Origin of the sequence: Novacetimonas cocois, from assembly GCF_003311635.1 — a bacterium.
GTDB classification, from domain to species: Bacteria; Pseudomonadota; Alphaproteobacteria; order Acetobacterales; family Acetobacteraceae; genus Novacetimonas; species Novacetimonas cocois.
This window is the reverse complement of sequence record NZ_QEXL01000002.1, coordinates 221,793-247,138: the sequence shown is the minus strand read 5'-3', so window position 1 is coordinate 247,138 and position 25,346 is coordinate 221,793. Positions and strand designations below refer to the sequence as shown.

The 25,346-nt window shown below is 64.6% G+C and carries 25 protein-coding genes and 1 tRNA gene; 15 read left to right on the top strand and 11 right to left on the bottom strand.

All coding sequences use genetic code 11. The features are described 5' to 3' along the window. Positions 1 to 10: 10 nt before the first annotated feature. A complete protein-coding gene (gloA, locus tag NJLHNGOC_RS02785; RefSeq protein ID WP_110526915.1) occupies positions 11 to 400 on the top strand; it encodes a lactoylglutathione lyase in 390 nt (129 codons plus the stop codon). Positions 401 to 414: 14 nt separating this feature from the next. Here gloA and NJLHNGOC_RS02780 read toward each other — a convergent pair whose 3' ends face one another. Next, positions 415 to 681, bottom strand: coding sequence for a hypothetical protein (locus NJLHNGOC_RS02780; protein WP_239021279.1), 267 nt, complete (start codon positions 679 to 681; stop codon positions 415 to 417). A 149-nt stretch (positions 682 to 830) separates the two neighbouring features. On the opposite strand from NJLHNGOC_RS02780, the gene rpmH reads away from it, so the two are divergent. From rpmH to NJLHNGOC_RS02735, 9 genes are all read left to right on the top strand, one after another. Beyond that, positions 831 to 965: a 50S ribosomal protein L34 gene (gene rpmH / locus NJLHNGOC_RS02775; protein ID WP_003618086.1), complete on the top strand. Its 135-nt coding sequence runs from the start codon at positions 831 to 833 to the stop codon at positions 963 to 965. A 71-nt stretch (positions 966 to 1,036) separates the two neighbouring features. Beyond that, positions 1,037 to 1,387, top strand: a complete 351-nt coding sequence (gene rnpA / locus NJLHNGOC_RS02770; RefSeq protein WP_113594977.1) for a ribonuclease P protein component — start codon at positions 1,037 to 1,039, stop codon at positions 1,385 to 1,387. Positions 1,388 to 1,428: 41 nt separating this feature from the next. Beyond that, the gene (gene yidD, locus NJLHNGOC_RS02765) at positions 1,429 to 1,665 is read left to right on the top strand and encodes a membrane protein insertion efficiency factor YidD (RefSeq protein WP_206059691.1); all 237 of its coding nucleotides are present in this window, start codon (positions 1,429 to 1,431) and stop codon (positions 1,663 to 1,665) included. Positions 1,666 to 1,686: 21 nt separating this feature from the next. After that, complete coding sequence (yidC, locus tag NJLHNGOC_RS02760; RefSeq protein WP_113594975.1) at positions 1,687 to 3,459, top strand: membrane protein insertase YidC; 1,773 nt, start codon at positions 1,687 to 1,689, stop codon at positions 3,457 to 3,459. Positions 3,460 to 3,470: 11 nt separating this feature from the next. Continuing rightward, positions 3,471 to 4,148: a ribosome biogenesis GTP-binding protein YihA/YsxC gene (yihA, locus tag NJLHNGOC_RS02755; RefSeq protein ID WP_113594974.1), complete on the top strand. Its 678-nt coding sequence runs from the start codon at positions 3,471 to 3,473 to the stop codon at positions 4,146 to 4,148. 61 nt (positions 4,149 to 4,209) lie between these two features. Continuing rightward, a complete protein-coding gene (gene argB, locus NJLHNGOC_RS02750) occupies positions 4,210 to 5,115 on the top strand; it encodes an acetylglutamate kinase (RefSeq protein ID WP_113594973.1) in 906 nt (301 codons plus the stop codon). 158 nt (positions 5,116 to 5,273) lie between these two features. Next, positions 5,274 to 6,122, top strand: coding sequence for a 2,3,4,5-tetrahydropyridine-2,6-dicarboxylate N-succinyltransferase (gene dapD / locus NJLHNGOC_RS02745; protein WP_113594972.1), 849 nt, complete (start codon positions 5,274 to 5,276; stop codon positions 6,120 to 6,122). 11 nt (positions 6,123 to 6,133) lie between these two features. Continuing rightward, complete coding sequence (gene dapE, locus NJLHNGOC_RS02740; RefSeq protein WP_113594971.1) at positions 6,134 to 7,318, top strand: succinyl-diaminopimelate desuccinylase; 1,185 nt, start codon at positions 6,134 to 6,136, stop codon at positions 7,316 to 7,318. Positions 7,319 to 7,332: 14 nt separating this feature from the next. Continuing rightward, positions 7,333 to 7,959: a hypothetical protein gene (locus NJLHNGOC_RS02735; RefSeq protein WP_239021278.1), complete on the top strand. Its 627-nt coding sequence runs from the start codon at positions 7,333 to 7,335 to the stop codon at positions 7,957 to 7,959. A gap of 170 nt (positions 7,960 to 8,129) precedes the next feature. Here the strand turns inward: NJLHNGOC_RS02735 and truA are convergent, their stop codons facing one another. From truA to def, 3 genes are all read right to left on the bottom strand, one after another. Next, positions 8,130 to 8,957: a tRNA pseudouridine(38-40) synthase TruA gene (gene truA, locus NJLHNGOC_RS02730; RefSeq protein WP_113594970.1), complete on the bottom strand. Its 828-nt coding sequence runs from the start codon at positions 8,955 to 8,957 to the stop codon at positions 8,130 to 8,132. Next, complete coding sequence (gene fmt / locus NJLHNGOC_RS02725) at positions 8,954 to 9,880, bottom strand: methionyl-tRNA formyltransferase (protein WP_113595033.1); 927 nt, start codon at positions 9,878 to 9,880, stop codon at positions 8,954 to 8,956. The genes truA and fmt overlap by 4 nt, the downstream gene beginning before the upstream one ends. A 131-nt stretch (positions 9,881 to 10,011) precedes the next feature. After that, positions 10,012 to 10,554 (bottom strand): peptide deformylase, encoded by a 543-nt coding sequence (def, locus tag NJLHNGOC_RS02720; protein ID WP_113594969.1) that lies wholly within the window; start codon positions 10,552 to 10,554, stop codon positions 10,012 to 10,014. A gap of 258 nt (positions 10,555 to 10,812) precedes the next feature. Here def and NJLHNGOC_RS02715 point away from each other — a divergent pair, with 258 nt between their 5' ends. Further along, positions 10,813 to 11,280: an Hsp20 family protein gene (locus NJLHNGOC_RS02715; RefSeq protein ID WP_206057848.1), complete on the top strand. Its 468-nt coding sequence runs from the start codon at positions 10,813 to 10,815 to the stop codon at positions 11,278 to 11,280. Between the two features lie 84 nt (positions 11,281 to 11,364). After that, positions 11,365 to 11,628 carry a DUF1150 family protein gene (locus tag NJLHNGOC_RS02710; RefSeq protein WP_456306354.1) on the top strand — a complete coding sequence of 88 codons (264 nt, stop codon included), beginning with the start codon at positions 11,365 to 11,367 and terminating at the stop codon, positions 11,626 to 11,628. 141 nt (positions 11,629 to 11,769) lie between these two features. On the opposite strand, the gene hpf is transcribed toward NJLHNGOC_RS02710, so the two are convergent. From hpf to NJLHNGOC_RS02675, 7 genes are all read right to left on the bottom strand, one after another. Next, entirely contained in the window at positions 11,770 to 12,417 is a 648-nt protein-coding gene (hpf, locus tag NJLHNGOC_RS02705; RefSeq protein WP_113594968.1) for a ribosome hibernation-promoting factor, HPF/YfiA family, read from the bottom strand. A 263-nt stretch (positions 12,418 to 12,680) separates the two neighbouring features. Then, complete coding sequence (gene lptB / locus NJLHNGOC_RS02700; RefSeq protein WP_113594967.1) at positions 12,681 to 13,466, bottom strand: LPS export ABC transporter ATP-binding protein; 786 nt, start codon at positions 13,464 to 13,466, stop codon at positions 12,681 to 12,683. Next, positions 13,463 to 14,869 (bottom strand): hypothetical protein, encoded by a 1,407-nt coding sequence (locus tag NJLHNGOC_RS02695; protein ID WP_113594966.1) that lies wholly within the window; start codon positions 14,867 to 14,869, stop codon positions 13,463 to 13,465. The genes lptB and NJLHNGOC_RS02695 overlap by 4 nt, the downstream gene beginning before the upstream one ends. Next, on the bottom strand, positions 14,869 to 15,678 hold the full coding sequence (gene lptC, locus NJLHNGOC_RS02690; RefSeq protein WP_239021277.1) for an LPS export ABC transporter periplasmic protein LptC: 810 nt from the start codon (positions 15,676 to 15,678) through the stop codon (positions 14,869 to 14,871). The genes NJLHNGOC_RS02695 and lptC overlap by 1 nt, the downstream gene beginning before the upstream one ends. Next, on the bottom strand, positions 15,675 to 16,679 hold the full coding sequence (locus NJLHNGOC_RS02685; protein ID WP_239021276.1) for a KpsF/GutQ family sugar-phosphate isomerase: 1,005 nt from the start codon (positions 16,677 to 16,679) through the stop codon (positions 15,675 to 15,677). The genes lptC and NJLHNGOC_RS02685 overlap by 4 nt, the downstream gene beginning before the upstream one ends. Before the next feature lie 129 nt (positions 16,680 to 16,808). Continuing rightward, positions 16,809 to 17,456: a ribonuclease D gene (locus NJLHNGOC_RS02680; RefSeq protein WP_113594964.1), complete on the bottom strand. Its 648-nt coding sequence runs from the start codon at positions 17,454 to 17,456 to the stop codon at positions 16,809 to 16,811. 312 nt (positions 17,457 to 17,768) lie between these two features. Further along, positions 17,769 to 17,855: transfer RNA gene (locus NJLHNGOC_RS02675), tRNA-Leu, on the bottom strand. Between the two features lie 270 nt (positions 17,856 to 18,125). Between NJLHNGOC_RS02675 and NJLHNGOC_RS02670 the strand changes: the two genes are divergently transcribed. The 3 genes from NJLHNGOC_RS02670 to gltB all read left to right on the top strand — a co-directional run bounded on the left by NJLHNGOC_RS02670 (position 18,126) and on the right by gltB (position 25,203). Continuing rightward, positions 18,126 to 19,049: a complex I NDUFA9 subunit family protein gene (locus NJLHNGOC_RS02670; protein WP_113594963.1), complete on the top strand. Its 924-nt coding sequence runs from the start codon at positions 18,126 to 18,128 to the stop codon at positions 19,047 to 19,049. A 155-nt stretch (positions 19,050 to 19,204) separates the two neighbouring features. Further along, on the top strand, positions 19,205 to 20,659 hold the full coding sequence (locus tag NJLHNGOC_RS02665) for an NAD(P)-dependent oxidoreductase (RefSeq protein ID WP_113594962.1): 1,455 nt from the start codon (positions 19,205 to 19,207) through the stop codon (positions 20,657 to 20,659). 5 nt (positions 20,660 to 20,664) lie between these two features. After that, complete coding sequence (gltB, locus tag NJLHNGOC_RS02660) at positions 20,665 to 25,203, top strand: glutamate synthase large subunit (protein ID WP_113594961.1); 4,539 nt, start codon at positions 20,665 to 20,667, stop codon at positions 25,201 to 25,203. Positions 25,204 to 25,346 lie beyond the last annotated feature (143 nt).

The window sequence follows — 25,346 nt, the reverse complement described above, 5'->3', positions numbered from 1 at the left end:
GTGAAACGTCATGGGCACCTATCTGCATACAATGGTCCGTGTCCGTAATCTGGACGCCAGCATTGCGTTCTACAAATTGCTGGGCATGCACGAACTTCGCCGCCGGGAAGTCCCCGAGGGCAAATATACCCTTGTCTTCATCGGGTATGCGGACAATGCGGCGGGACAGGCCGAAATCGAGCTGACCTATAACTGGGGCAAGGATGACGGATACGAGGTCGGTACCGGATTCGGTCACTTTGCCGTCGGGGTGGAAGACGTCGCGGCCGTCGTGGAAACCGTCCGGGCCGGCGGGGGCAAGGTCACGCGGGAGGCGGGGCCGGTCAAGTTCGGCACCACCGTCATCGCGTTTGTCGAGGATCCCGACGGCTACAAGATCGAACTGATCGAACGGCGCTAGGCGGCGCCGGCCGTTCAGTCCCCCCGGATCGCGGGAAGGCAGGTGCGGCGCATGTCATCGAGCCTGCCGACCGTGGCCTCTATGGCTTTTATGATGAGTTCCGCGCCGGCGCGCACCTTCTCGTCCGGATGGGCGGCAAGCTGGTCCGCCTTCATCAGGGCGGGCGACAGGATGCCACGGATATCGTGCAGCTGCCCGCGTAGCGCGGCAATGTCGGGGGAGGCGGGCGTGATGTCTGGCGTATCGGGCATCATGGTTCCATGCTGTGGTGCGGCGGTCACGGGGCAATGCCCGATGCGTGTGTCGTGCGTTGCGCATTGACGCTGGGAATAACGGGCAGTATAAGGCCCGCCTTGGGGATGTGCATGTGAATTGCCTGTGCCCCTGATATTCATCCGTAACCTGTCATAGTCAATCTGGGAGTGCTGTCGTGAAGCGCACGTATCAACCCTCGAAGCTGGTCCGCAAGCGCCGTCACGGCTTTCGTTCCCGCATGGAAACCGTCGGTGGCCGCAAGGTGATTGCGAACCGTCGCACCAAGGGCCGCAAGCGTCTTTCCGCTTAATTGCGTCCTGGTTCACGTTCCGGAACCATGCGTTCCGGAATGACACTCTGCATCAACAGGGGCTGCTGAACGTGGCCGACCAGTCAATACGTCTCAAGAAACGTGCGGAATTCCTGAAGGTCGCGTCAAAAGGGCGCAAGGCCCCGGTGTCCGGAATGGTTTTGCAGGCGTTGCAGCGCGGTGACGATGGCGCGGCGCGTCATGGGTTTACCGTGACGAAAAAGGTCGGAAATTCGGTGGTTCGCAACCGCGTGCGCAGGCGCCTGCGCGAAGTGGTCCGCCAGGTCGGGCGGGAAATGCCGCTGACAGGCGTTGATCTTGTGGTTATTGGCCGCAGCGCCACAATCGATCGTAAGTTTGCGTTGCTGCTGGCCGATTATCGCAAGGCATTGAACAGGGCCGGGGTCGTGGGGGACGCGTGAACACTCCTTCCCATGGTCCGGCCGTTGCCGTGCTGCGCGGCATGATCCGTGCCTATCAACTGGTCATCCGGCCGGTGATCGGCGCGAACTGCCGCTTTACTCCCTCATGCAGTCATTATGCCCGCGATGCGCTGGCCCGTCATGGCGCGTGGCATGGCGGGATCATGTCGGCATGGCGCATCCTGCGCTGCAATCCCTGGAATGCGGGGGGATATGATCCGGTGCCCGCAACGCGCCGTGGCGATCGCTCCTGCCGCTGCATCCATAACCCTGAATAACGAGAGTCTGGCTGGTCGCTGATGGATATCAAGCGTTTTATGGTGGCAACGGTGATGTCTACCGTGGTTCTGGTCGGTTTTGAATATTTCATGCCGCATCCGGATCACAAGACGGCCACGCAGTCTGCGGCCAGTGCCGGGCAGGATGCGCCTGCCGCGGCTTCGCCCACCCCCGCGGTGGGGGGCGAGGCACAGCCCGCGACCGAAACCAGGGATGACCCGCGCCTGCAGATCGATGCGGGACGTGTCAGCGGATCGCTTGACCTGCGTGGCGCGCGCCTCGACGATCTCGTGCTCAAGAATTATCACGAGACGGTCCAGCCCGGCAGCCCGCTGGTCCGTATCCTCGATCCCCAGCATGATCCGCAGTCCAACCTGGTGGAGGTCGGCTGGCTTAACGTGGCGGGCGGCAAGGTGGCCGTGCCTGATGCCAGTACGGTCTGGACGGCGGACCAGCCCACCCTGACGCAGGACCATCCGGTCACCCTGTCGTGGGATAACGGACAGGGACAGACGTTCCAGATCGTGGTCGCGATTGACCAGAACTACATGTTCTCCGTCACGCAGAAGGTGCGCAACCAGTCCGGGGCGCCCGTGTCGCTTTATCCGTATTCGCGTGTCGATCGCGGTTACACGCCCACGGAAACCGGCGGCTATCTGGTGCATGAGGGGCCGATTTCCGTCATTGACGGACGCCTTGACGAAAGCTCCTACAAATCGCTGCGCAATGGCGCGGTGCCCCCTGCCAACCTGTCATGGAACAAGCCGGGCACGGGTGGCTGGGCTGGCATCACCGACAAGTATTGGCTGACGGCCGTGATCCCGCAGCAGGATTCGCAGGTAACGGGCAGCTATGGTTACGTGCCGGTTCCCGGTCATGACGGCGTGTATCAGGTCGGCTTTACCGCGCGCGTGCCCGAAGTGATCGCCGCGGGCGGGGAAGGCGTGACCGAAAGCCACGTCTTCGCCGGCGCGAAGGAAGTGCCGCTGCTGGAGAAGTATGAATCCAGCCTGCATATCCCCTCCTTCTGGAAGGCGGTGGATTTCGGGTGGTTCGCGTTCCTGACGCATCCGATCTTTACGGTGCTGGACTGGCTGAACACGCTGCTGGGCAATTTCGGCCTGGCGCTCATGGCCTTTACCCTTGTGGTCAAGGGGCTGTTCTTCCCGCTTGCGACCAAGCAGTTCCGCTCCATGGGCAAGATGCGCCAGCTTCAGCCCAAGATCAAAGCGCTGCGTGAACGCTACAAGGACGATCAGATGGCGCTGAACCAGCAGATGATCGCGCTGTACAAGCAGGAGGGCGTCAATCCCGCCAGCGGCTGCCTGCCGATGCTGTTGCAGATCCCGGTCTTCTGGTGCCTGTACAAGGTGCTGTATGTGACGATCGAAATGCGTCATGCGCCGTTCTTTGGCTGGATCCATGACCTGTCGGCGGCGGACCCGACGAACATATTCACCCTGTTCGGGCTGATCCCGTGGGATCCCACCCATATCTCGACCTTCTTCCAGCTCGGGCTGTGGCCGATCGCCTTTGGCCTGACCATGTTCGCGCAGCAGAAGATCAATCCCGCCCCGGCGGCGGACCCGGCCCAGCAGAGGATGTTCCAGCTGATGCCGATCCTGTTCACCTTCTTCATGGCGCGGCAGCCTTCGGGACTGGTGATCTACTATTGCTGGAACAACCTGCTGACGATGGCGCAGCAGAGCCTGATCCAGCGTCGCGTCAATGCGGAGGCCAAGGCCCCCGTCGTGATCCCGCCGACGAAAAAGAACCCGAAGAAGAACAAGTAAGACAGGCGGCGATGGTCGATTTCACACCCCACACCCCCACGACGGAGGAAATCGAACGCGACCGGGAGGCAGGGCGCCTCCTGTTCGCGGGCGAATGCAATTTCGTCTTCGGCGCGCAGAAGCTGGGCCATCTGCCTGATCCGCATCTGCCGGAGGTTGCGTTCGCGGGACGTTCGAATGTGGGGAAGTCCAGCCTGGTCAACGCCCTGACGGGACGCCGCACGCTGGCGCGGGCCTCTTCGGAGCCGGGACGGACCAAGCAGCTCAATTTCTTCGAGCTTGCGAATCGCCTGACGCTGGTGGACATGCCGGGCTATGGCTTTGCCAAGGCGGCAAAGGCGGTCAAGGAAGACTGGCAGGGGATGATGTTTTCGTTCCTGCGCGGTCGCCCCACCCTGAAGCGAGTGGTGCTGCTTCTGGATTCGCGGGTGGAGGTCAAGGAGAACGACCGCCAGATCATGCAGATGCTCGACCGCGCGGCGGTGACGTTCCAGATTGTGCTGACAAAATGTGATGTCCCCAAGCCGCCGGCGCTTGCGGCAAAACTGCGTGAGGCGCGTGAGATCGCGGGCAGGCATGCCGCCGCCTATCCCACCGTCCTTGCGACCAGCAGCGCGGATGGCGAGGGGATTGTCGAGCTTCGCGCGGAACTTGCCCGACTTGCAAATCCGCCCCCCGCACGGGCATGAAGGGGCGGGCCATGACGATGGGCATGGCCATATTGTGTTTGATGGATTGAGGCACGATCGGATGACGTTAACAGGACCAGGCAGTCAGGATGCCGGTGAACAGGCGGATGTTCTGGCGCGGGCGTTGCCGTACCTGCGACGTTATGCGGGCGATACGCTTGTCGTGAAATATGGCGGCAGCGCGATGGTGGATGCCTCGCTCTCGGATGCCTTCGGCCATGACATCGCCCTGCTCAAGCAGGTTGGGATCAACCCCGTTGTCGTGCATGGCGGCGGTCCGCAGATCAGCGCGATGCTGCGGCGCCTGCAGATCGAATCGACCTTCATCGACGGGCTACGCGTGACCGATGCCGCCATGATCGACGTGATCGAGATGGTGCTGGCGGGCAAGGTGAACAAGCAGGTCGCGGGCCTGATCAACCGCGCCGGCGCGCTGGCGGTCGGGATTTCGGGCATGGATGGCGGCCTGATTTCCGCCCGGCGGCTGGAGCGTCGCGCCCGTGAAAACGGGGTGGAGACCGACCGCCTTCTGGATCTGGGCTTCGTCGGGGAGCCCACGCGCATCGACGCGCGCGTGATTTATGCCCTGTCGGGATCGGGCCTGATCCCGGTCATCGCCCCGGTGGGCAGTGGCGAACATGGCGAGACCTATAACATCAACGCCGATACGGCGGCGGGCGCGATCGCGGGCGCGGTCAATGCCAGTCGCCTGCTGATGCTGACGGACGTGCCGGGGGTGCTGGATGAAAACGGCAACCTTATCCCCGAACTGACGGCGGAAGACGCGCGTCGCGGCATCGCAAGTGGTATGATCTCGGGCGGCATGATCCCGAAGGTGGAAACCTGCCTTGCGGCGGTGAAGGCGGGTGCTAAGGCCGCCGTCATCCTGGATGGCCGCGTGCCGCATGCCTGCCTGCTGGAACTGTTTACCGAGGCCGGGCTGGGCACGCTGATCCGCGGAGAATGAGGCGTCCTGCCCGAACGGGTAGGGATCGGGGATGCGTTGAGGGGATGCGTTGACATGGGCGAGCATCCCCCGCATGGTCCGCGATCGTCCCCCTTTCGTGCTGTCGCCGTCCCCGGATGCCGGGGCGATGACGTGATCCGCAACAGGATTTGGAATTCATGACTGATACAACCCTCCAGAGCCAGATCGAGGCCCTGTGGGAACGGCGCGATACGCTGTCCCCCGCGTCCGGCGCGGCCGAGCGCGCGCCGGTTGATGCCGCACTGTCCGAACTCGATGCCGGTCGCCTGCGCGTGGCGACGCCGGGCGCGGATGGATGGGTGGTCAATGAATGGCTGAAGAAGGCGGTCCTGCTGTCCTTCCGCCTCAATGACAATCGCATCGTCCCTGGCGGCGGTGCGGGCGCACCGGCCTTTGACAAGGTGCCCCTGAAATTCTCCGGCTGGGACGAAGCCGCCTTCACGCAGGCGGGCTTCCGCGCGGTCCCGGGCGCCATCGTGCGCCGTTCCGCCCATATCGCGTCGGGCGTGGTCCTGATGCCGAGCTTCGTCAACGCGGGCGCGTATGTCGACAGCGGCACGATGGTCGATACGTGGGTCACGATCGGCAGCTGTGCGCAGATTGGCAAGAACTGCCATATCAGCGGTGGCGTCGGCATCGGCGGCGTGCTTGAGCCGTTGCAGGCCGCGCCCGTCATTATCGAGGACGGCTGTTTCATCGGCGCGCGTTCCGAAGTGGCTGAAGGCGTCGTGGTCGAACGCGGCAGCGTGCTGTCGATGGGCGTCTTCCTTGGCGCCTCGACCAAGATCGTGGACCGCGCGACCGGCGAGGTGTTCATGGGCCGCGTTCCCGCCTATTCCGTCGTGGTGCCCGGCACGCTGCCGCCGCGTCAGGCGACCTCGGCAGAGGGACGGCCGCTGCCGTCGCTGGACTGCGCCGTGATCGTCAAGCGCGTGGACGAGCGCACGCGTTCCAAGACCTCCATCAACGACCTGCTGCGCGGCTGAGGCGCGGGGACATGACTGACGCACCCCACGGCGACGCAACCCTCGGGGGGCAGGATGATGCCGGGGGGGCCGTAGCACTGGCGCGGGACCTGATCCGCTGTCCTTCGGTCACGCCCGATGATGGCTGTGCGATCGACGTGCTGGCGGACGTGCTGCGGCGGATGGGGTTTACGGTCACACCCCTGCCGTTCGGGGAGGGGAGCACCCGCACCCCGAACCTGTTCGCGCGTCTGGGCACGACGCATCCGCATGTCTGTTTCGCCGGCCATACCGATGTCGTGCCGGTGGGCGAGGGCGCGTGGAGCAGCGATCCCTTTGCCGCGCAGGTGCGTGAGGGAATTCTGTACGGACGCGGGGCGTGTGACATGAAGGGGGGGATTGCCGCCTTTGTCGCGGCGGTCCGTTCCCATCTCGCGCGTCATCAGGGCGCGCCCGGGGGATCGATCAGCCTGCTGATTACAGGCGACGAGGAAGGCCCGGCGACGAACGGCACGGTGCGCGTGCTGCAATGGATGCACGAACACGCGCAGATCCCCGATTTCTGCGTGGTGGGGGAGCCGACGAATCCCCAGACGATGGGCGAGGTCATCAAGATCGGGCGGCGCGGCAGCCTGAATGCCACGATTTCGGTCAACGGGGTGCAGGGACATGTGGCCTATCCCCACCGGGCCGACAATCCGGTGCATCGCCTGCTGGCGATCCTGCATGAACTGACCGCCAGTCCGCTGGATGCGGGCAGCGACTGGTTCGAACCCTCCAGCCTTCAGGTCACCAGCATCGACGTGGGGAACATGGCGACGAACGTCATCCCCGCAACGGCCCGGGCGCGGCTGAACATCCGCTTCAACGACCTGCATTCGGGTGCCGATCTGGCGGGCTGGATACGCACCGTGTGCGCCCGGCATGCCCCGGGGGCGGAGGTCAGCGTCAATATCAGTGGCGAATCCTTCCTGACGCAGCCCACGGCGGGGGTGGAGGCACTGCGTCAGGCGGTTGCCGACGTGACGGGACATGTGCCACGGCTGGATACGGGGGGCGGCACGTCCGACGCCCGTTTCATCAGCCGCTATTGCCCGGTTGCGGAATTCGGTCTGGTGGGGGCCAGCATGCACAAGGTGGACGAACATGTGGCGGTTGCGGATCTGATGCAGCTGACGCGGATTTATGACTCATTTCTGGAAAGGCTGATGGGCTGATGGCGGATAACGGCATGACGCCCCGATCCTCGCCCGCCGGGTTCGGCAATATCATTCGCGGGATGCTGTTGCTGGGACGGGGGCGGGCCGAAGGGATCGCCTGTTTCGGCAATACGCGCGATGCGGTCCTTACGGCGCTGGCGCCGCGTATCGCGCTGTGGCTGGTGGGGGGGCTTCTGACCTGCCTGCATGCGCCCGATACCACCAGCGTGACACGCCTGCTGTTTTCGCTGTGCATGATCCTGCTGCCCGCGGCGGTGACCTATGCGCTGGCGAAACGGTGGGAGCGCGCGGCATTGTGGTACCGCTATATCACGGCGGCCTGGTGGACGGACTGGCTTTCGCCTTTCGTCATGCTGGGGGTGGCGCTGCTGATGGCGCTGGGATCGCCCGCGCTGCTTGAAACGTTTTATGGCGGCCTGATCGTCAATGTGGTCGGCTTTGCCTACAGCCTGTGGATGACGTGGTTCATCGCACGCATCGGGCTGGGGCTGCGGTCGGGACGTGCGCTGATACTGGTTGGCGCGGTGCTGGCCAGCCTCGCGCTCATGGCGGAAATCACCGCCCTTCTGCCGCCGCATTACGTGGCATGGCACGATTTCATGTCCCTGCCGGGATCAGGACCCGCGGCAAAACATTGATCCCCGCGTCCTGTCATGCCGGGCAGGACGCGCAGGGGAGTATCTGAAAACTGCCCCGTGATAAAAATGACAGAAGTTTCCGGGGGCCGCCTTTTTGAAAAAAGGCGGCCTTTCCTGAAATTTCCTGATTTTTCAGCTCTTTCTGAAGGCTGGCCAGGTCAAGCCGCCCTTTATTTGATGAACGGGTCCTCGTTATAGCCGACGCCCGTCAGGTAAAGGCCTTCCGACGGGGCGGTGGGGCCACCGGCGCGGCGGTCGCATGCCGCCAGCGCCTGCGCCACCCGTTCGACGGACCAGCTGCCTTCCCCGACCATCTTCAGTGTTCCGGTCATGTTGCGCACCTGATGGTGCAGGAAGGCGCGGGCTTCGGTGACAAGCACGATTTCATCGCCCTCCCGATGGATATCCAGCCGGTCGAGCGTGCGGACAGGGCTTCTGGCCTGACAGGCGGAGGCACGGAAGGTGGTGAAGTCGTGGCGTCCCAGCAGGCATTGCGCGGCCTTCTGCATCAGCTCGACATCCAGCGGCTGGCGGACATGCCACACGCGTCCCTCGTCGAGTGTCGGGCGCGCGGGACGGTTCAGGATGCGGTAGCGGTAGGACCGGCGAACGGCGGAAAAGCGCGCGCTCCATGTCGGCAGGACGGGCCGCGCGATCAGGATCGCCACCCGATGTGGCTTCATATGGTAATTCAGCGCATCGCGGACGGCCGAACTGCTGAGCGGAATGTCATCGGGGAAATCAAGGTGGGCGACCTGTCCGGTCGCATGCACGCCGGAATCGGTGCGTCCGGCGGTGATGCTGCTGACGGGGCGGCCACCCGTCAGGCGTGTCGCCGCGGCCTCCAGCACGCTCTGGACCGAGACCAGGCCCGTCGCCTGACGTTGCCAGCCGACAAAGCCGCGCCCGTCATATTCGATCCTGACGGCCCAGCGACGTATGTTTTTCGGGGCTTCGGCATGTGGGGGCACCACGCCGGGGGGCAGGCCGCCGATCATGCCCCGGCCACGTCGAATCGGGTTCCGGCCGGCACGGGCTGGCCCCGCAGGAAGGCTTCGGCCTCCATCATTCCGCGACCGGGACGCTGCAGGCGGATGATGCGCAGCGCCGTGCCGTTCCCGCATGCCACAAGCAGACGGTCATCCAGCATGCTGCCAGCCACGGCGGCGCTGCCTGCGGCCTCCACCGCGACCGCCCCGACCTTGATCGTCTGCCCGCCAAGCATGGTGAACGTGCCGGGCCATGGCGTCATGGCGCGTACCTGCCGGTCGAGCGCGTCGGCCGTCCGGTTCCAGTCCAGACGTCCGTCCTCCCGCGTCAGGCGCGCGGCATAGGTCACCCCCTCCTCTGGCTGTGGACGGGGGGGCGGGATGTCACGCAGGGTTTCGACAATCAGGCGCGCGCCCATGGCGGCAAGGTCGTCATGCAGGCTTGATGCCGTGGTGCGGGGCGTGATGGCGACACGATCGCGCGTCAGCATCGCGCCTGTGTCCAGCCCCGCATCCATCTGCATGATGGTCACGCCGCTTTCGCTGTCGCCCGCCAGTATCGCGGCCTGGATCGGCGCCGCGCCGCGCCAGCGTGGCAGCAGGCTGGCATGGATGTTCAGGCAGCCATGCGCCGGGGCATCGAGCATGGCCGAAGGCAGGATCAGCCCATAGGCGGCGACCACCGCGGCATCGAGTTTCAGGCCCGCGAAATATTCATGTTCCGCCGTGTTGCGACGCAGGGAAAGCGGGGTGCGGACCTCGATCCCCAGTTCCTGCGCCGCGACCTGCACGGGGGAGAGACGCAGGGCCTTGCCCCGTCCGGCAGGACGCGGGGGCTGTGTATAGACGACGGCGATCTCATGCCCCGCTTCATGCAGGGCATGAAGGGCCGGTACGGAAAAGTCGGGCGTTCCCATGAAGGCAAGGCGCATGATGTCGGTCCGTCGGGAATGGGGCGCGCCGGGCACGGAAACAGCCCACGGGCGCGCGATGGCATTGGGGGAGGAGCGTGCCTCCTGTCCCCGCGGGCTTCATGGACGGCAGGGACAGGTGTGGCTGCAGATCAGTGTTTCTGGCGCTGTTCCTTGGCCAGCCGGCGCATGATCATGTTGCGCTTGAGCGCGGAGAGGTGATCGACGAAGAGAATCCCCTCCAGATGGTCGATTTCATGCTGGATGCAGGTCGCCAGCAGGCCATCGACCTCGATCTCGTGACGCTTGCCCTCAAGGTCCTGATAACGCACCCGGACGCTTTCAGGGCGCACGACCTCGGCATACTGGTTGGGAAGCGACAGGCAGCCTTCCTCCCTTACGGACATGGTCTCCGTTTCCGCGATGACGTCGGGATTGATCAGCACCATCGGGTTGCGGGCCTCGTCCTTGTCGGCGACATCGATGATGGCGAAACGCAGGCCAAGACCCACCTGCGGCGCGGCCAGCCCGATTCCGGGGGCCTTGTACATCGCCGCGAACATGCGCGGGATGGTTTCACGCAGTCCGGCGACATCCTCGGGACGGACAAGGCGCGTTTTCTGACGCAGGATCGCCTGCGGGGCGACAAGGATCGGCAGCGGGGTGGCCGTGGAAATGACGTCTTGATCAATCATGTTCGCGATTTAGCGATCCTGCGCCCCGGATGCCAGAGGTTCCGTGCGTCGGGGTACGTGTTTTTTACCTTCCGCGTGCCATTTTCCCTGCTTCTGGCGATCGCTGCGCCATGCGGGCGGACAGGGGTTCCCTTGCGTATTGCGGCCAATGTCCCATATCGTCAACGGGGGCGGATGCCATGACGGGTCCGCCTTTCATTGTCGTCTCGCTCGAGAATTGAGGAGGCCTGAGTGTCGGGAAGAGTGTTCGGATCCCCCATGTTTCTTGGTTTTGATCATCTGGAACAGATGCTGGAACGCGCATCAAAGAATGCGTCCGACGGGTATCCGCCATACAACATAGAACAGGTCAGCCCCACGACACTGCGCATCACGCTGGCGGTGGCAGGGTTCATGATGGAAGACCTGCATATCACGCAGGAGGACAACCAGCTTGTGATCCGGGGTCGCCAGAACGACGACGGACAGGGACGGGTGTTCCTGCATCGCGGTATCGCCGCGCGACAGTTCCAGAAGGCCTTTGTCATGGCCGAAGGGATCGAGATTGGCGGCGCATGGATGGATAACGGCCTGCTGCACATAGAACTGCACCGGCCCCAGCCCGAAGTGCGCGTGCGCAAGATCGAGATTACGAAAGGACCGTCGATCCGCGATCGCGCGGCCCCGGTCGTCGATGTTCCCGGCATGCGCAAGCAGCATGTCGTCAGGGTCATCGATGACGAATAGGGGGAATGCCGCCCACCCATGTTATCATACGAATGCGGGAGACGTCCCTGTGGGCGCATCTCCCGGCTGCTGGAGGGCATGCAATTGAGGACAACACTCCGTAACGGTCGGATTGTGCCATGCGAGCCGGGCAACAGCCTGCCGATGGATGTGCACGCGCTGAGCGACAGCCAGATGCGTGCGCTGGGAATGGAATATGTGGCCTATATCAAGGAGGTCGTGGTCGATGGGGAGGAGGCATTCGCCATCCATGCCGCCGATGGCACGCCCATGGCCCTGACACCGGATCGTGACATGGCGATCACCGCCGTGCTGGAACATGAAATGGTGCCGGCCTTGGTCCACTGAACCTTGGCCCACTGAACCCTGTTTTGCTGAACAGGAACGCGCGCAAGGCCGTTCCGCCCCACCTGATGGCCGCCCCGTTTGTTGACGGGGCGGTTTTTTTATCTGGTGTCTCTGTTTTCCGGTTTTTCCGGGGGCGTGTTTTCAGGGCCGTGGCGACGGGTCAAGCCACCCGATATTGCCGTCGTCGCGGCGATAGATGACGTTGATTTCGTCATTGCAGCTGTTGCGGAACATCATCAGCGCCGTATTCGCCAGGTCAAGCCGCATGACGGCCTCGCTCACGCTCAGTGTCGCGATATCCGCGGGACGTTCGGCAATGACGGTGGCATAGGGACCGGCCTCCGGTATGGCGGGGTCCGCATCCTCGTCCATTCCGTCGGTGGCGGCCGCCTGTGACGGGGACGGCGCGGTATCGCGTTCCGGCATGTCGCTTCCGGGGCGCAGGACATAGCTGCGGCCGGTTTCGGTCGGGACGGCGCGGGCGCCGCGCAGATGGCCGTGGTTGGTGGCCTTGCGGTGATAGCGGCGCAGCCGCTTGGCGATATGTTCGGCGGCATCGTCGAACGCGCCGTGGGCATCGGCAGCCTCGCCCTCGCCACGCAGGGTCAGCCCGCGTGAGGCATGGAGGTTGATGTCACAGGTAAAAAAGGAACGTGCGCGTCCAAAGGTGACGCGTGCCTCCATCGCCTGTCCGAAATATTTTTCCGAAATGCGGTCCAGATGATCGGTCACGCGGTATTTCAGGGCATCGGACAGGTCAAGCTGCTTGCCGGAAACGCTGATGTGCATAAGGGACCACTCCTTCTTATCGCCAAAGGAGCCGTGCGCAATGACGGAAGCGATGGGCCATTATCGTCTGAGGTCAGGAATTGCCCCGTTCCGCATGCACGGCCTGCTGTGGCTTCAGGTTCACTCTGTTGCACCAGTTCCGGCCCCCCACGGGAAGCCGGAAAGACCATTGGACATGCTTGGGCCGCTTCTGTCCATTCCTTCTTTGCATGAAGGGCATCAGCATTTTCCATGCAACCTTCCGCATGTGGCGGAAGGGGGCGTCAGAGGGTGAATTTCTCACCCAGATAGACGCGGCGCACGTCCTCGTTGGCGACGATTTCCTCGGGCCGTCCCTCCGTCAGGACCTGCCCGCTGTGCATGATGTAGGCGCGGTCGATCACCTCCAGCGTCTCACGCACGTTATGGTCGGTGATCAGCACCCCGATGCCACGATCCTTGAGATGGGCGACAAGGTCGCGGATTTCGCCCACCGCGATGGGATCGATCCCCGCCAGCGGTTCGTCGAGCAGGATGTAATGCGGCTGGCTGGCCAGTGCGCGCGCGATTTCAAGGCGTCGCCGCTCACCGCCCGACAGGGCGAGGGAGGGGGAATGGCGCAGCCGCGTAATCCCGAATTCCCCCAAAAGCCCGTCAAGCATCGTCTGGCGGCGGTCCGCGTCCGGTTCCACGATTTCCAGCGCGGCCATGATGTTCTGTTCGACATTGAGGCCACGGAAAATACTGGATTCCTGCGGCAGGTAACCGATGCCCATGCGCGCGCGGCGATACATCGGCAACTGCGTGATATCCGCGCCATCCAGGGTGATGGTGCCGATGTCGGGCCGCACCAGCCCCACGATCATGTAAAAGCTGGTGGTCTTGCCCGCGCCATTGGGGCCCAGCAGGCCCACGGCCTCGCCCCGCTGCACCTGAAGCGAGACATCACGCACGACCGAGCGCTTGCGATAGCTCTTGCCGATGCCGCTGGCGATCAGGCCGCCCGTTGCCGGTCCGGCTGCGGGGGGCTTTTGCACGGATGCGTCCGTTGGGACGGCAGACGTATTCATTTCGTGGTTCCCTTGTTGCCGTTTCCGGCCTGGTTGGGCACGACAAGCCCACTGACGCGCGATCCCGGCGTATCGGTCAGGGTGGCGATTCCCGTGCGCATGTTCACGATCGCGGCGGCGCCGCTGATCTGGTTCAGGCCACGCGAAATGTGGACATTGCCCACAATCCGCGCGATCGCGCTGTCGGGAACATATACGCCACGATCACCTGTTACGGCCTCGCTTTGTGTGCGGATCAGGATGTGGCCAAAGGCATCGACGCGATCGATCGCCCCCGCGCCGGGACTGGCGTCATGCCCGGCCGCGGACCGGGGCGTGCGGGAATTCTTCGGCCTGTCGTATCCCACCAGGATATCCGCGCGCATCTGGCGTCCATCATTGGTGGTCAGGGTGGCATTGCCCCGGCTGACGGACATGTGTTCGCGCGAATGGTACTCCATGGTGTCACGCGCTGTCAGGATGTCCTGCGGGGTGGTCATCTTCATGTTCGTGCCGGTCATCACAAGGACGGCCTGGTCCATGTCGTAAACGGCACGGTCCCCCCATGCTTGATCGGTGTTGGTGAAGATGTGGACATGACCCACCGCTTCGAGCCGATAGACCTCGCTTCCGCCATTGCCCCCAGATCCCTCGCCGCCCGGTCCGGCCGCATGGCCCGATGACTGCGGCATGGGCCGGTCAGGCGGCGGCAGATCCTCGGGCAGGGTATCTGAATGGGTCGCAAGGCTTGTATCCACGTCCGGATCGCCCCCGGCTGCTGCTGTCACCGTCGGTGTGGCCGGCGCTTTGGCAGGCGGGGATGACGGTGCGGAAGGGGCGGCCGCCGGAGTGGGAACTGGCGGAGGGGTCGTCGCGACAGGGGAAGGCGCGGGCTTGCCCGTGGCGGCCTGCGTAGTGGACTGGACGGTGGATTGGGCAACAGGCTGGGACGACGGCGTGGAAGCTCCCCCCGCTTTTGCAGGTGGCGTGCGTGGCGCCTGTATCGAGGCATCCGGGACCGTGTCGGCGGCCTGTGACTGTGTGGCAGGCGGGGGCGCAGGCGTCGCGGTGGAAGCCGCGACCGGAGCGGCCGCCCCCTGCCGTGCCGCAGCCTGCGGCGCGGCGGGGGCATTCCCGGAGGCGGATGGCGGGGCGGATGGCGCGGGGTGCGTCGTGGGATTTTTCTTGCGGTAATAGGCGATCAGCCTGTCCGCGCGGACCGTGACATTCCCGCGCACGGCCTGCGCCCGGTCATAGGCCGTGACGGTCTGGCTGTTCTGGTCCCAGTCGAAACCGCCTGCCGCCGTCACGCTCACCTGACCGCCCTGCGACATGTCCAGCCCCTGCGCGCGGGCATCGTGGTGACAGGTAACGCCGGTTATCCCCCCCGTCAGCAGCAGGAGGGCGGATACATGCCTGCGCATCAGCGTTTCCCCCCCGACATGGCGGCGGGGGAAGGCGATGGCGCGCCCGTCTGTCCATCATGGCCGGTATTGAGGAGCATCCGCCCCGGTCCCCGGAACTGCATGATGCCGTCACGGATCAGCAGCATCGTGCCCTGCGCGTCCAGTACGCCGAACGGACCTTCGGAATGGATCCAGCTGTCCGACACGATGATGCCGTGTTTCATGTCGATATCCGCGGTTGGGCTGTACATGGTGGTTCCGTCACTACGATAAAGCATCACGTCCTGTGTCAGGTCCAGAAGCTGGCTGTGCTGGATATAGACGCCATTGCGGGCGGTGACATAGACCCAGTTGCCCGGTCCCAGCAGGCTGTCGGCCTGTGGCGTGGTCAGGTCGATGCGTTCGGGGGAAATCTGGCGGGCCTCATCGGCGGTGACCATGAAGGGATGGCCGTGATCGTCCAGCCCGCGATAGGTCGCGTTGAGCATGCTGCCGCTCTTGACGTGTACGCGCGACATCTGCGCCATCGTGCCGCGATGCATGATGACCGCGCGTTCCACCGCGGGCCATGCGGCGATGGAGCCCAGCAGGACCAGCGCCGTCAGCGGAAGCGCCCATTTGGCCGACCGCATGATCGCGCGCCGTCGCGCCAGGTCGTTTTCATTGGGCAGCAGCCGCTGCCGGATGGTGCGGTTGTTAAAGATGCTGCGCTGACGTGCGACATCCTCGGCCGAACGGGCATAATCCTCGCGCTGTACGGGCCGGTCGCGCTGATCGTCGTCATCCGAAGGGGGGAAGGCCGGATCGTCTGGCGCTATTCCGGTCATGCAACCCCGGCACGCAGCAGGTCATGGATATGCAGGATGCCGATGGGATGGTGTTCCGCATCAAGGACAAACAGGCTTGTGATGGGGCGCGGACGATCATTCATGATCCGCAGCGCATCTACGGCCAGCGCGTCGGGGCGGATGGTCTGCGGATTCGTATTCATGATGTCGGCAGCGCGGGTCCCGTCGATATCCTGTTCCAGCGCGCGGCGCAGGTCGCCATCGGTAATCAGGCCCACCAGCGCGCCATCGGGCCCCACCACCCCCATGCAGCCAAAGGCCTTGCGCGTCATTTCCATGATGACCTGACGCAGCGGCAGGTCGGGCGCGCCCAGGGGCATGCCCGGTCCGGTATGCATCAGTTCACGCACGCTGCGCAGTTGCGCGCCCAGCCGGCCGCCGGGGTGAAAGACGCCGAAATCGTCCGCCCCGAAACCACGGCGCGTCAGCAGCACGATGGCCAGCGCGTCGCCCAGCGCAAGCTGCATGGTCGAACTGGTGGTCGGCGCCAGCCCCATGGGGCAGGCCTCTGGCGCGTGGGGAAGGACCAGAGAGATGTCGGCGGCGCGCGCCAGCGTCGATTCGGCATGCGCGGTCATGGCGATCAGCAGCAGCCCGAAGCGCCGCGCGTGCGAGACGATGTCCGCCAGTTCCGACGTCTCGCCCGAATTCGATAGCGCAAGGATCGCATCCCCGGGCTGGAGCATGCCCAGATCCCCATGCGAGGCCTCGGCGGGATGCACGAAAATCGACGGCGTGCCGGTCGAGGCCAGCGTGGACTGGATCTTGCGCCCGATATGGCCCGATTTCCCCATTCCCGTCACGACGACGCGCCGCGCCGGGGTGGAAAGGACCTCTATCGTGCGGATGAAGGCATCCCCCAGCCCCGAGGCCGCGACAGCGGCATCCCCCGTGTTCCCCAGCGCCTGGCGCAGCGCCTCCATCAGCAGCGTCAGGCCGTTGCGTTCGGTCTGCAGCACCTTGCAGGCGCCTTCGATCATGGCAGCCTGATCCGCGGTGACGGGACACGCGTTTGAAAGGGACGGAAGGCTGTGGGTCATGCCGGTTTTTTCTGTATCGTTATGAAAGTGTTCCCGCGCATGCCGGGAAACGGGTGGGACAAGGAGGGGTCACGCCGCCCGATGGGCGAACAGGTCCGGTTCATCGTAGCCAAGGATATCCAGACGCGCGCGCGTGGGCATGAAGTCATAGCACGCCTGCGCCAGTTCGCGGCGTCCCTCGCGCACAAGCAGTGCCTCCAGCTTCGCCCACAGCGCATGCAGGTACAGCACGTCGGAGGCGGCATAGATCTGCTGCTGCGGGGTCAGGCACGGCGCGCCCCAGTCGGAACTCTGCTGCTGCTTGCTCAGTTCGATGCCCAGAAGTTCCCGGCACAGGTTCGCAAGCCCGTGACGGTCGGTATAGGTCCGCACGAGCTTCGAGGCGATCTTGGTGCAGATGACGGGTGCGACCGTGATGTTGAAGGTATATTGCAGGATGCCGACGTCAAAGCGGGCGAAATGCATCAGTTTCGGCACCGTCGCATCGCACAGCACGCGGATCAGGTTGGGGAAATCCGCCGCTTTCGCCCCTGCGGGGATCTGTACCAGATGGGCATGCCCGTCACCGCCCGACAGCTGCACCAGGCACAGGCGGTCGCGATGCGGGTTGAGGCCCATTGTCTCCGTATCGACGGCCACCATGCCCGAAAAGCTCACATCGGCGGGCAGGTCGCCGCGATGGAAATGGATTGTGTCGGGTACGGCGGTCTCAGGCATCGTGCGTCATGCTCCGTAACGGTGTCGGTCCGTGGCATGTGGTATGGAGCGACAGGATACAAAAGACGATTCCACACGGTCGGGACAGGGAAATCCAGACCGGGGCGCGCACCATGCCACTTTGCCAGCATCCAGACGGCGATATGCCGACGGTGTGAACATTGTCGCGGTTTACACCAAATTCGTATCGGGAACAGGGGGGATTGATGCGAATGCGCCACTATTTGGCTGCATTGGCCATCCGGCGAACCGGGAAATCCGGCCGGACAACAGTCCGGTAGGATTTTCAGTCTGACTTTTTTGGAAAAAAGCTGGTGCCCAGAAGAAGACTCGAACTTCCACGACCTTGCGGCCACAGGTACCTGAAACCTGCGCGTCTACCAATTCCGCCATCTGGGCTCAGAGGCTCCCCGTTGCCGGGGTGGTGTGAAGCGGTTTCTAGTCTGAGCCCATCGCGCGGTCAACAGGGATTGGTGTATTTTTTTGAATTCGATGACGTTTTTTTTGCGCACCCGCGGCGGACGGCCTTTTTACGGCACGACGGACGATCCCGCCGGAATGAGGTGCATGCACGGCGCGGGTGCGTCATGATCGCGGACCGGCACGGAAATCCGGCCTGAAAAGCCGGAGTGGAACGCCGGGGCGGAAAACAGGTAGGAGAGGCGCCAGATGGGGATTCGCAGGGTCGCAACGGTCTTTGGCGGGACCGGATTTGTGGGACGGCATCTGGTCGGTCGGCTGGCGCGCGATGGTTACGTGGTGCGCGTCGCGTCGCGCCGCCCGGACCGCGCGGCGCAGATGCGCCCGATGGGCGATGTGGGGCAGATCGTTCCCATCTATGCCTCCGTGCTGGAGGAACGTTCGAGCGTGGCAGCCATCGAGGGAAGCGATCTGGTGGTCAATCTGGTCGGTATCCTTGCCCCCGGGCGCCATGCCTCGTTCACCGCCGTGCATGTCGAGGGCGCCGGGCGCGTCGCGCGCCTGTGCGCGTCCGCCGGGGTGGGGGCGCTGATCCACATGTCGGCCATCGGCGCGGCGCCGGGGGCCGTTTCCGCCTATGGCCGCAGCAAGGGACTGGGGGAGGCGGAGGTCGTCCGCCACATGGCAGAGGCCGTGATCGTGCGTCCCTCCATCATCTTCGGGGCGGAGGATCATTTCACCAACATGTTCGGGCGCATGGCGCGCTATCTTCCGGTCCTGCCGGTCTATGGCGCCGCGACGCGTTTCCAGCCGGTGTACGTGGGCGACGTGGCCGAGGCGATTCGCCGCATCGCGCGCGACAGCCACACGGCGGGCGATATCTTCGAGCTTGGCGGCCCGCGCATATGGCGCATGGAGGACATGGTGCGATGGATCGCGGGCGCTGCAGGACATCCGCGTCCCGTGCTGCCGGTGCCGATGTGGCTGGCGCGGATCCAGGCGCTGTTCCTTGAACGCCTGCCCGGCCGGGTGCTGACGCGCGATCAGCTTTCGATGCTCTGTTCCGACAATGTGGTGGCGGAGGGGATGCGCGGCTTCGACCTGCTGGGGATCACGCCCGTGTCACTGGAAATGATGGCTGCGCAATATCTGGCGCGTTTTCGGTCGGGTTGAGGATATTTCAGAAGCCATGCAGCGCCATTTTGTGTATTTTCCGTAAAAACGACAGCAATACTGTCTTTTATTCCTCCCCCGCCTTGCGTAGGTGTGACGCACAAAAGGCGCACAGGGGTGCGTTCGCATGATTTCCAGACCCGAGGGGCAGCCCGATGACCGAGCGCATGCTGAAATTCGTCTCTGTTGCGCAGGAGCAGCCTGAAAAGCGGCCTGCCGAGGCACGGCGCCGGGATTTCAATGAAATCTATGACGAACTGCCCCTCACGCAGGCGCAGACCCAGTCCTCGCGCTGTTCGCAGTGCGGGGTGCCCTTCTGTTCGGTGCACTGTCCGCTGGGCAACAACATTCCCGACTGGCTGATGATGACGGCGGCCGGACGGCTGGAGGAAGCCTATGAAGTGTCCTCCGCCACCAACAACTTCCCCGAAATCTGTGGCCGCATCTGTCCGCAGGACCGCCTGTGCGAAGGCAACTGCGTGATCGAGCCGGGATTCGAAAGCGTCACCATCGGCGCGGTGGAGCGTTTCATCACCGACACCGCGTTCGAGCAGGGCTGGGTCAGGCCGGTACGTCCGGTGGCCGAGCGCACGCAGACGGTCGGCATCATCGGGGCCGGTCCCGGTGGCCTCGCCGCTGCCGTGCAACTGCGTGAACTTGGTTTTCAGGTCCATGTCTATGACCGTTATGACCGCATCGGCGGGCTGATGATGTATGGCATCCCCGGCTTCAAGCTGGAGAAGGACATCGTCCTGCGCCGCCATCGCCTGCTGGAGGAGTCCGGCGTCACCTTTCATCTGGGCAGGGGGGTCGCGGATGTGGACGGTGACGATACCATCGCATTTTCCACCCTTCATGACCGCCATGACGCGGTGCTGATCACAACGGGCGTGTACAAATCGCGCGATATCGGCGGTCCCGGCGCGGGCCTGGGCGGGATCGTGCGGGCGCTGGATTACCTGACCGCGTCGAACCGCGTCTCCCTCGGCGACAGTGTGGCGGAGTACGAATCCGGCGCGCTGAACGCGGCGGGTAAGTCCGTGGTCGTGATCGGCGGCGGCGATACCGCGATGGACTGCGTACGCACCGCCATCCGGCAGGGCGCGCGGTCGGTAAAATGCCTGTATCGCCGCGACCGCGCCAACATGCCCGGCTCGGTGCGGGAGGTGAAGAACGCGGAAGAAGAAGGCGTGGAGTTCGTCTGGCTCGCCGGGCCGGAGGCCTTCCTTGGCGATGGGCATGTCACCGGCGTGCGCGCCGTGCGCATGAAGCTCGGCCTGCCCGACGCCAGCGGGCGGCAGTCGGTGGAGCCGGTCGAAGGCAGCGCCTTCACGCTGGAGGCCGACCTCGTGGTCAAGGCCCTTGGCTTCGACCCCGAACCGCTGCCGACCCTGTGGGGGCAGCCGGAGCTCGAGGTTTCGCGCTGGGGCACCCTGATGGTGGACCGGCAGACATTCATGACCAGCCTGCCCGGCGTGTTCGCCGCGGGCGATATCGTGCGGGGGGCCAGCCTTGTGGTGTGGGCCATCCGCGATGGACGGGACGCGGCGGCGCAGATGCACCGCTGGCTTGAGACCGTGGCGGCCGTGCGCGCCGAAGCGGCGGAGTAACGACAATGGACCAGCACACAGCACAGCACACGGCCCCGACGGACGATTTTGTGCGCGAATGGCATGACAATGCCCAGGCGATTTCGGGCCTGTATGACCCTGCGCAGGAGCATGATGCGTGCGGCGTCGGCATGGTCGCCGCCCTTGACGGCAAGCCGCGCCGCGACGTGGTGGAGGCGGGGATTGCCGCGCTGAAGGCCGTATGGCACCGTGGCGCAGTCGATGCGGATGGCAAGACTGGCGACGGCGCGGGCATCCATGTCGAAATCCCGCAGGATTTCTTTGCCGATGCCATCCATATCGGCGGCGACGCCAGCGTGGACAGCCAGATCGCGGTGGGCATGATCTTCCTGCCCAAGACCGACATCGCGGCCCAGGAACGCTGCCGCCAGATCATCGAGAGCGAGATCCTCGCCTTCGGCTATGCGATCTATGGCTGGCGTCAGGTGCCGATCAACACCGATTGTATCGGGGACAAGGCGAACGCCACGCGGCCGGAAATCGAACAGATCCTGATCCGCAACACGCCCGGCACGCAGGAAGACGCGTTCGAGCGAGACCTGTATGTCATCCGCCGCCGGATCGAGAAAAGCGCGATCGCCAACCAGGTGGACCTGTATGTCTGTTCGCTGTCGTGCCGTTCGCTGATCTACAAGGGCATGTTCCTGGCGGAGCATCTGACGGAGTTCTATCCCGACCTGCTGGACCCGCGTTTCGTCAGCCGCTTTGCGATCTATCACCAGCGTTATTCCACCAATACCTTCCCGACATGGAAGCTGGCGCAGCCGTTCCGCCGCCTTGCCCATAATGGCGAGATCAACACCATTTCCGGCAACGTCAACTGGATGAAAAGCCACGAGACGCGGCTGGCCGATCCGGCGCTGGATGCGTACATGGATGACCTCAAGCCCGTGGTGCAGGCGCAGGGGTCGGATACGGCGTGCTTTGACAATGTCTTTGAACTGCTGACCTTTGCGGGGCGTGACGCGCCGATGGCGCGCTGCCTGATGGTGCCCGCCAGCATCGGCGGCAATTCCGCCATGCCGCAGCGGCACAAGGACATGTATTCGTACTGCAACGCGGTGATGGAACCGTGGGACGGGCCGGCCGCGATCTGCGCGACGGACGGGCGGTGGATGCTGGCCGGGCTGGACCGCAGCGGCCTGCGGCCCCTGCGCTATACCATCACGTCGGGCGGTCTGCTGATCGTGGGTTCGGAAACCGGCATGGTGAAGGTGCCGGAGGCCGACATCGTCAGCCGTGGCCGCCTCGGGCCGGGGCAGTCGCTGGCGCTCGACCTCAGGGAGGCGCGGCTTTACAACAATGACCAGCTTCTGGACATGCTCTCCGCGCGGCAGGACTTTTCGGGCTGGGTGAAGCGCACGCGCGACATCTCCTGCCTCGTGCGTGCGGGCAGCCGGGAGCTGAGCCTGTACGAGGGCGAGAACCTGCGACGCCGGCAGCTTGCGGTCGGCACCACGCTGGAGGAGCTGGAGGTCATCCTCCAGCCCATGGTTGAAAATGCCGCCGAGGCCATCGGCTCCATGGGCGACGATACGCCGCTTGCGGTGCTGTCCACGCGCTATCGCGGGCTTGCGCATTATTTCCGCCAGGCCTTCAGCCAGGTCACCAACCCCCCCATCGACAGCCTGCGCGAAACCCGGGTGATGAGCCTCGTGACCCGTCTGGGCAATCTTGGCAACATCCTTGAGGAAAGCGAGACGCAGTGCGACCTGCTCCAGCTTCCGACGCCGGTGCTGACGACGGGCGAGTTCCAGGCGCTGAGGGAGTTCTGCGGTGACAATGCCTGCGTCATCGACTGCACCTTCCCCGCGGCGGACGGGGAGGCCGGGCTGCGCGAAGCGATTGCGCGCATCCGCACGGAGGCGGAGGATCATGTGCGGCGCGGATGCACGCATGTCTTCCTGACCGACGAACACCAGTCGGCGGAACGCGCCTATATCCCCATGATCCTTGCGACGGCGGCGGTGCATACGCATCTCGTGCGGCAGTCGCTGCGTACCTTTACCTCGCTGAACGTGCGGTCGGCCGGGGCGCTGGATGTCCATGCCATCGCGGTGACGATCGGGGTGGGGGCCACGACGGTCAATCCGTACCTGGCGCAGGAAAGCATCGCCGATCGGCACCGTCGCGGCCTGTTTGGCGACATGTCCTTTGGCGAGGCGGTGGAGCGTTACCGCAAGGCCGTCAACAAGGGCCTGCTGAAGATCATGTCCAAGATGGGCATTTCCGTCGTCGCGGCCTATCGCGGTGGCTATAATTTCGAGGCGATCGGCCTGTCGCGCGCCCTGACGGCGGAATTCTTTCCCGGCATGCCTTCGCGCATTTCGGGCATCGGCCTGCTGGGCATCGCGCGCAATGTGCTGAGCTTCCATGAAAAGGCATGGGACCGCCAGATCGAATCCCTGCCGGTGGGGGGACGTTACAAGCTGCGCCGCACGGGGGAGGTGCATGCCTTTGACGGCACGCTGATCCACATGCTGCAGACGGCGGTGGCGACCGACAGCTTCTCCATCTACCAGCGTTATGCCGACGCGGTGCGGCGCCAGCCGCCGGTGGCGTTGCGCGACCTGCTCGATTTCCGGGGCGGGCGCACGCCCATCGCGGTGGAATCGGTCGAAAGCATCACCGAACTGCGCAAGCGCCTGATCGCGCCTGGGATTTCGCTCGGCGCGCTGTCGCCCGAAGCGCACGAGACGCTGTCGATCGCGATGAACCGCATCGGGGCGAAGTCCGATTCAGGCGAGGGGGGCGAGGACCCTGCCCGTGCGAAGCCGCGTTCCAACGGCGATAACGCGTCGTCCGCGATCAAGCAGATCGCATCGGGCCGGTTCGGTGTGACCGCGCAGTACCTCAATGACTGCCGCGAGATCGAGATCAAGATGGCGCAGGGCGCGAAACCGGGCGAGGGCGGGCAGCTTCCCGGCTTCAAGGTGACGGGCCTGATCGCGAAGCTGCGTCATGCGACGCCGGGCGTGACGCTGATTTCCCCCCCGCCGCACCACGACATCTATTCCATCGAGGATCTGGCCCAGCTGATCTACGACCTCAAGCAGATCAATCCGGAGGCCACCGTGACCGTCAAGCTGGTGGCGCGTTCGGGCATCGGCACGATCGCGGCGGGCGTGGCGAAGGCCAAGGCGGACGCGATCCTGATTTCCGGCCATAGCGGGGGCACAGGCGCCAGTCCGCAGAGTTCGGTCAAGTACGCCGGCATGCCGTGGGAACTTGGCCTGGCCGAGGCGCATCAGGTGCTGATGCTCAACCGCCTGCGCCACCGGGTGAAGCTGCGCACCGATGGCGGGCTGAAGACCGGGCGCGACGTGGTGATCGCCGCCATGCTGGGGGCGGAGGAATTCGGGATCGGCACCGCGAGCCTTGTCGCGATGGGCTGCATCATGGTGCGCCAGTGCCATTCCAACACCTGCCCGGTGGGCGTGTGCACCCAGGACGAGGACCTGCGCCGCAAGTTCGAAGGCACGCCGGAGAAGGTGATCAACCTGTTCTCCTTCATCGCGGAGGACGTGCGCAACATCCTTGCCTCTCTCGGCTTTGCGACGCTTAACGAGGTGATCGGCCGCACCGACCTCCTGCATCAGGTGCTGCGTGGGGCGGACTACCTCGATGACCTCGACCTCAATTCCCTGCTGGCGCAGGCCGATCCGGGGCCGCATGCGCGCTACTGCACGCGCGAAGGCCGCAACGAGGTGCCGGAGACGCTGGATGCGCAGATGATCGCCGATGCGCGGCCCCTGTTCGATCATGGGGAGAAGATGCAGCTGCAGTACAACGTGCAGAATACGCATCGCGCGATCGGCACGCGCATTTCCTCGCTCATCGTGCGGCAGTTCGGCATGGACCGGCTGGTTCCGGGGCACCTGACGGTGCGCCTGCGTGGTTCGGCGGGGCAGTCGCTGGGCGCGTTCGCGGTGCAGGGCCTCAAGCTCGAGGTGCTGGGCGACGCCAACGATTATGTCGGCAAGGGCCTGTCGGGGGCGACGATCATCGTGCGGCAGTCGCCTTCGTCCAACCTCGTGTCCAACGAAAATGCCATCATCGGCAACACCGTGCTGTATGGCGCAACCGCAGGCGCGCTGTATGCGGCGGGGCAGGCGGGCGAACGCTTTGCCGTGCGCAATTCCGGCGCGATCGGCGTGGTGGAGGGATGTGGCTCCAACGGGTGCGAATACATGACGGGCGGCCTCGTCGTGATCCTTGGGGAAATCGGGGACAATTTCGGCGCGGGCTTCACCGGCGGCATGGCCTTTGTCTATGACGCAAGCGGCACGTTCGAGGAGCGGGTCAATCCCGACACCCTGACATGGAGCCGTGTCGAGGACCCGAAATGGGAAGCCGCCCTGCGCGAACAGGTGGAAACCCATGTGCGCGAAACCAGCAGCCGCTATGCCGAGCTGCTGCTGCATAACTGGGACAAGGTGCTGCCGCGTTTCTGGCATGTCGTGCCGCGCGAATATGCCAGGGTCATCGGCTTTGCCCCGGTCGAACTGCCCCGCAGCGCCTGACGCGCGGCCGGGACGCGCCGGGGCGTCGTCTGCCCCGGTATCGGGAAACATTGTGACAGGGCCGGGGGTTTTTATCCCCGGCCCTGTCCGTTTTCAGGGAATGTGGCATCAGGGGGTCGCACTGGCGGGGCAGAGGGACTAGA

Excerpts from the sequence above, each read along its gene's own strand:
- gloA (WP_110526915.1), top strand. The coding sequence starts at position 11 with ATGGGCACCTATCTGCATACAATGGTCCGTGTCCGTAATCTGGACGCC.
- yidD (WP_206059691.1), top strand. The coding sequence starts at position 1,429 with ATGATCCGTGCCTATCAACTGGTCATCCGGCCGGTGATCGGCGCGAAC.
- yidC (WP_113594975.1), top strand. The coding sequence starts at position 1,687 with ATGGATATCAAGCGTTTTATGGTGGCAACGGTGATGTCTACCGTGGTT.
- yihA (WP_113594974.1), top strand. The coding sequence starts at position 3,471 with ATGGTCGATTTCACACCCCACACCCCCACGACGGAGGAAATCGAACGC.
- argB (WP_113594973.1), top strand. The coding sequence starts at position 4,210 with ATGACGTTAACAGGACCAGGCAGTCAGGATGCCGGTGAACAGGCGGAT.
- dapD (WP_113594972.1), top strand. The coding sequence starts at position 5,274 with ATGACTGATACAACCCTCCAGAGCCAGATCGAGGCCCTGTGGGAACGG.
- dapE (WP_113594971.1), top strand. The coding sequence starts at position 6,134 with ATGACTGACGCACCCCACGGCGACGCAACCCTCGGGGGGCAGGATGAT.
- NJLHNGOC_RS02735 (WP_239021278.1), top strand. The coding sequence starts at position 7,333 with ATGACGCCCCGATCCTCGCCCGCCGGGTTCGGCAATATCATTCGCGGG.
- truA (WP_113594970.1), bottom strand. The coding sequence starts at position 8,957 with ATGATCGGCGGCCTGCCCCCCGGCGTGGTGCCCCCACATGCCGAAGCC.
- fmt (WP_113595033.1), bottom strand. The coding sequence starts at position 9,880 with ATGCGCCTTGCCTTCATGGGAACGCCCGACTTTTCCGTACCGGCCCTT.
- def (WP_113594969.1), bottom strand. The coding sequence starts at position 10,554 with ATGATTGATCAAGACGTCATTTCCACGGCCACCCCGCTGCCGATCCTT.
- NJLHNGOC_RS02715 (WP_206057848.1), top strand. The coding sequence starts at position 10,813 with ATGTTTCTTGGTTTTGATCATCTGGAACAGATGCTGGAACGCGCATCA.
- hpf (WP_113594968.1), bottom strand. The coding sequence starts at position 12,417 with ATGCACATCAGCGTTTCCGGCAAGCAGCTTGACCTGTCCGATGCCCTG.
- lptB (WP_113594967.1), bottom strand. The coding sequence starts at position 13,466 with ATGAATACGTCTGCCGTCCCAACGGACGCATCCGTGCAAAAGCCCCCC.
- NJLHNGOC_RS02695 (WP_113594966.1), bottom strand. The coding sequence starts at position 14,869 with ATGCGCAGGCATGTATCCGCCCTCCTGCTGCTGACGGGGGGGATAACC.
- lptC (WP_239021277.1), bottom strand. The coding sequence starts at position 15,678 with ATGACCGGAATAGCGCCAGACGATCCGGCCTTCCCCCCTTCGGATGAC.
- NJLHNGOC_RS02685 (WP_239021276.1), bottom strand. The coding sequence starts at position 16,679 with ATGATCGAAGGCGCCTGCAAGGTGCTGCAGACCGAACGCAACGGCCTG.
- NJLHNGOC_RS02680 (WP_113594964.1), bottom strand. The coding sequence starts at position 17,456 with ATGCCTGAGACCGCCGTACCCGACACAATCCATTTCCATCGCGGCGAC.
- NJLHNGOC_RS02670 (WP_113594963.1), top strand. The coding sequence starts at position 18,126 with ATGGGGATTCGCAGGGTCGCAACGGTCTTTGGCGGGACCGGATTTGTG.
- NJLHNGOC_RS02665 (WP_113594962.1), top strand. The coding sequence starts at position 19,205 with ATGACCGAGCGCATGCTGAAATTCGTCTCTGTTGCGCAGGAGCAGCCT.
- gltB (WP_113594961.1), top strand. The coding sequence starts at position 20,665 with ATGGACCAGCACACAGCACAGCACACGGCCCCGACGGACGATTTTGTG.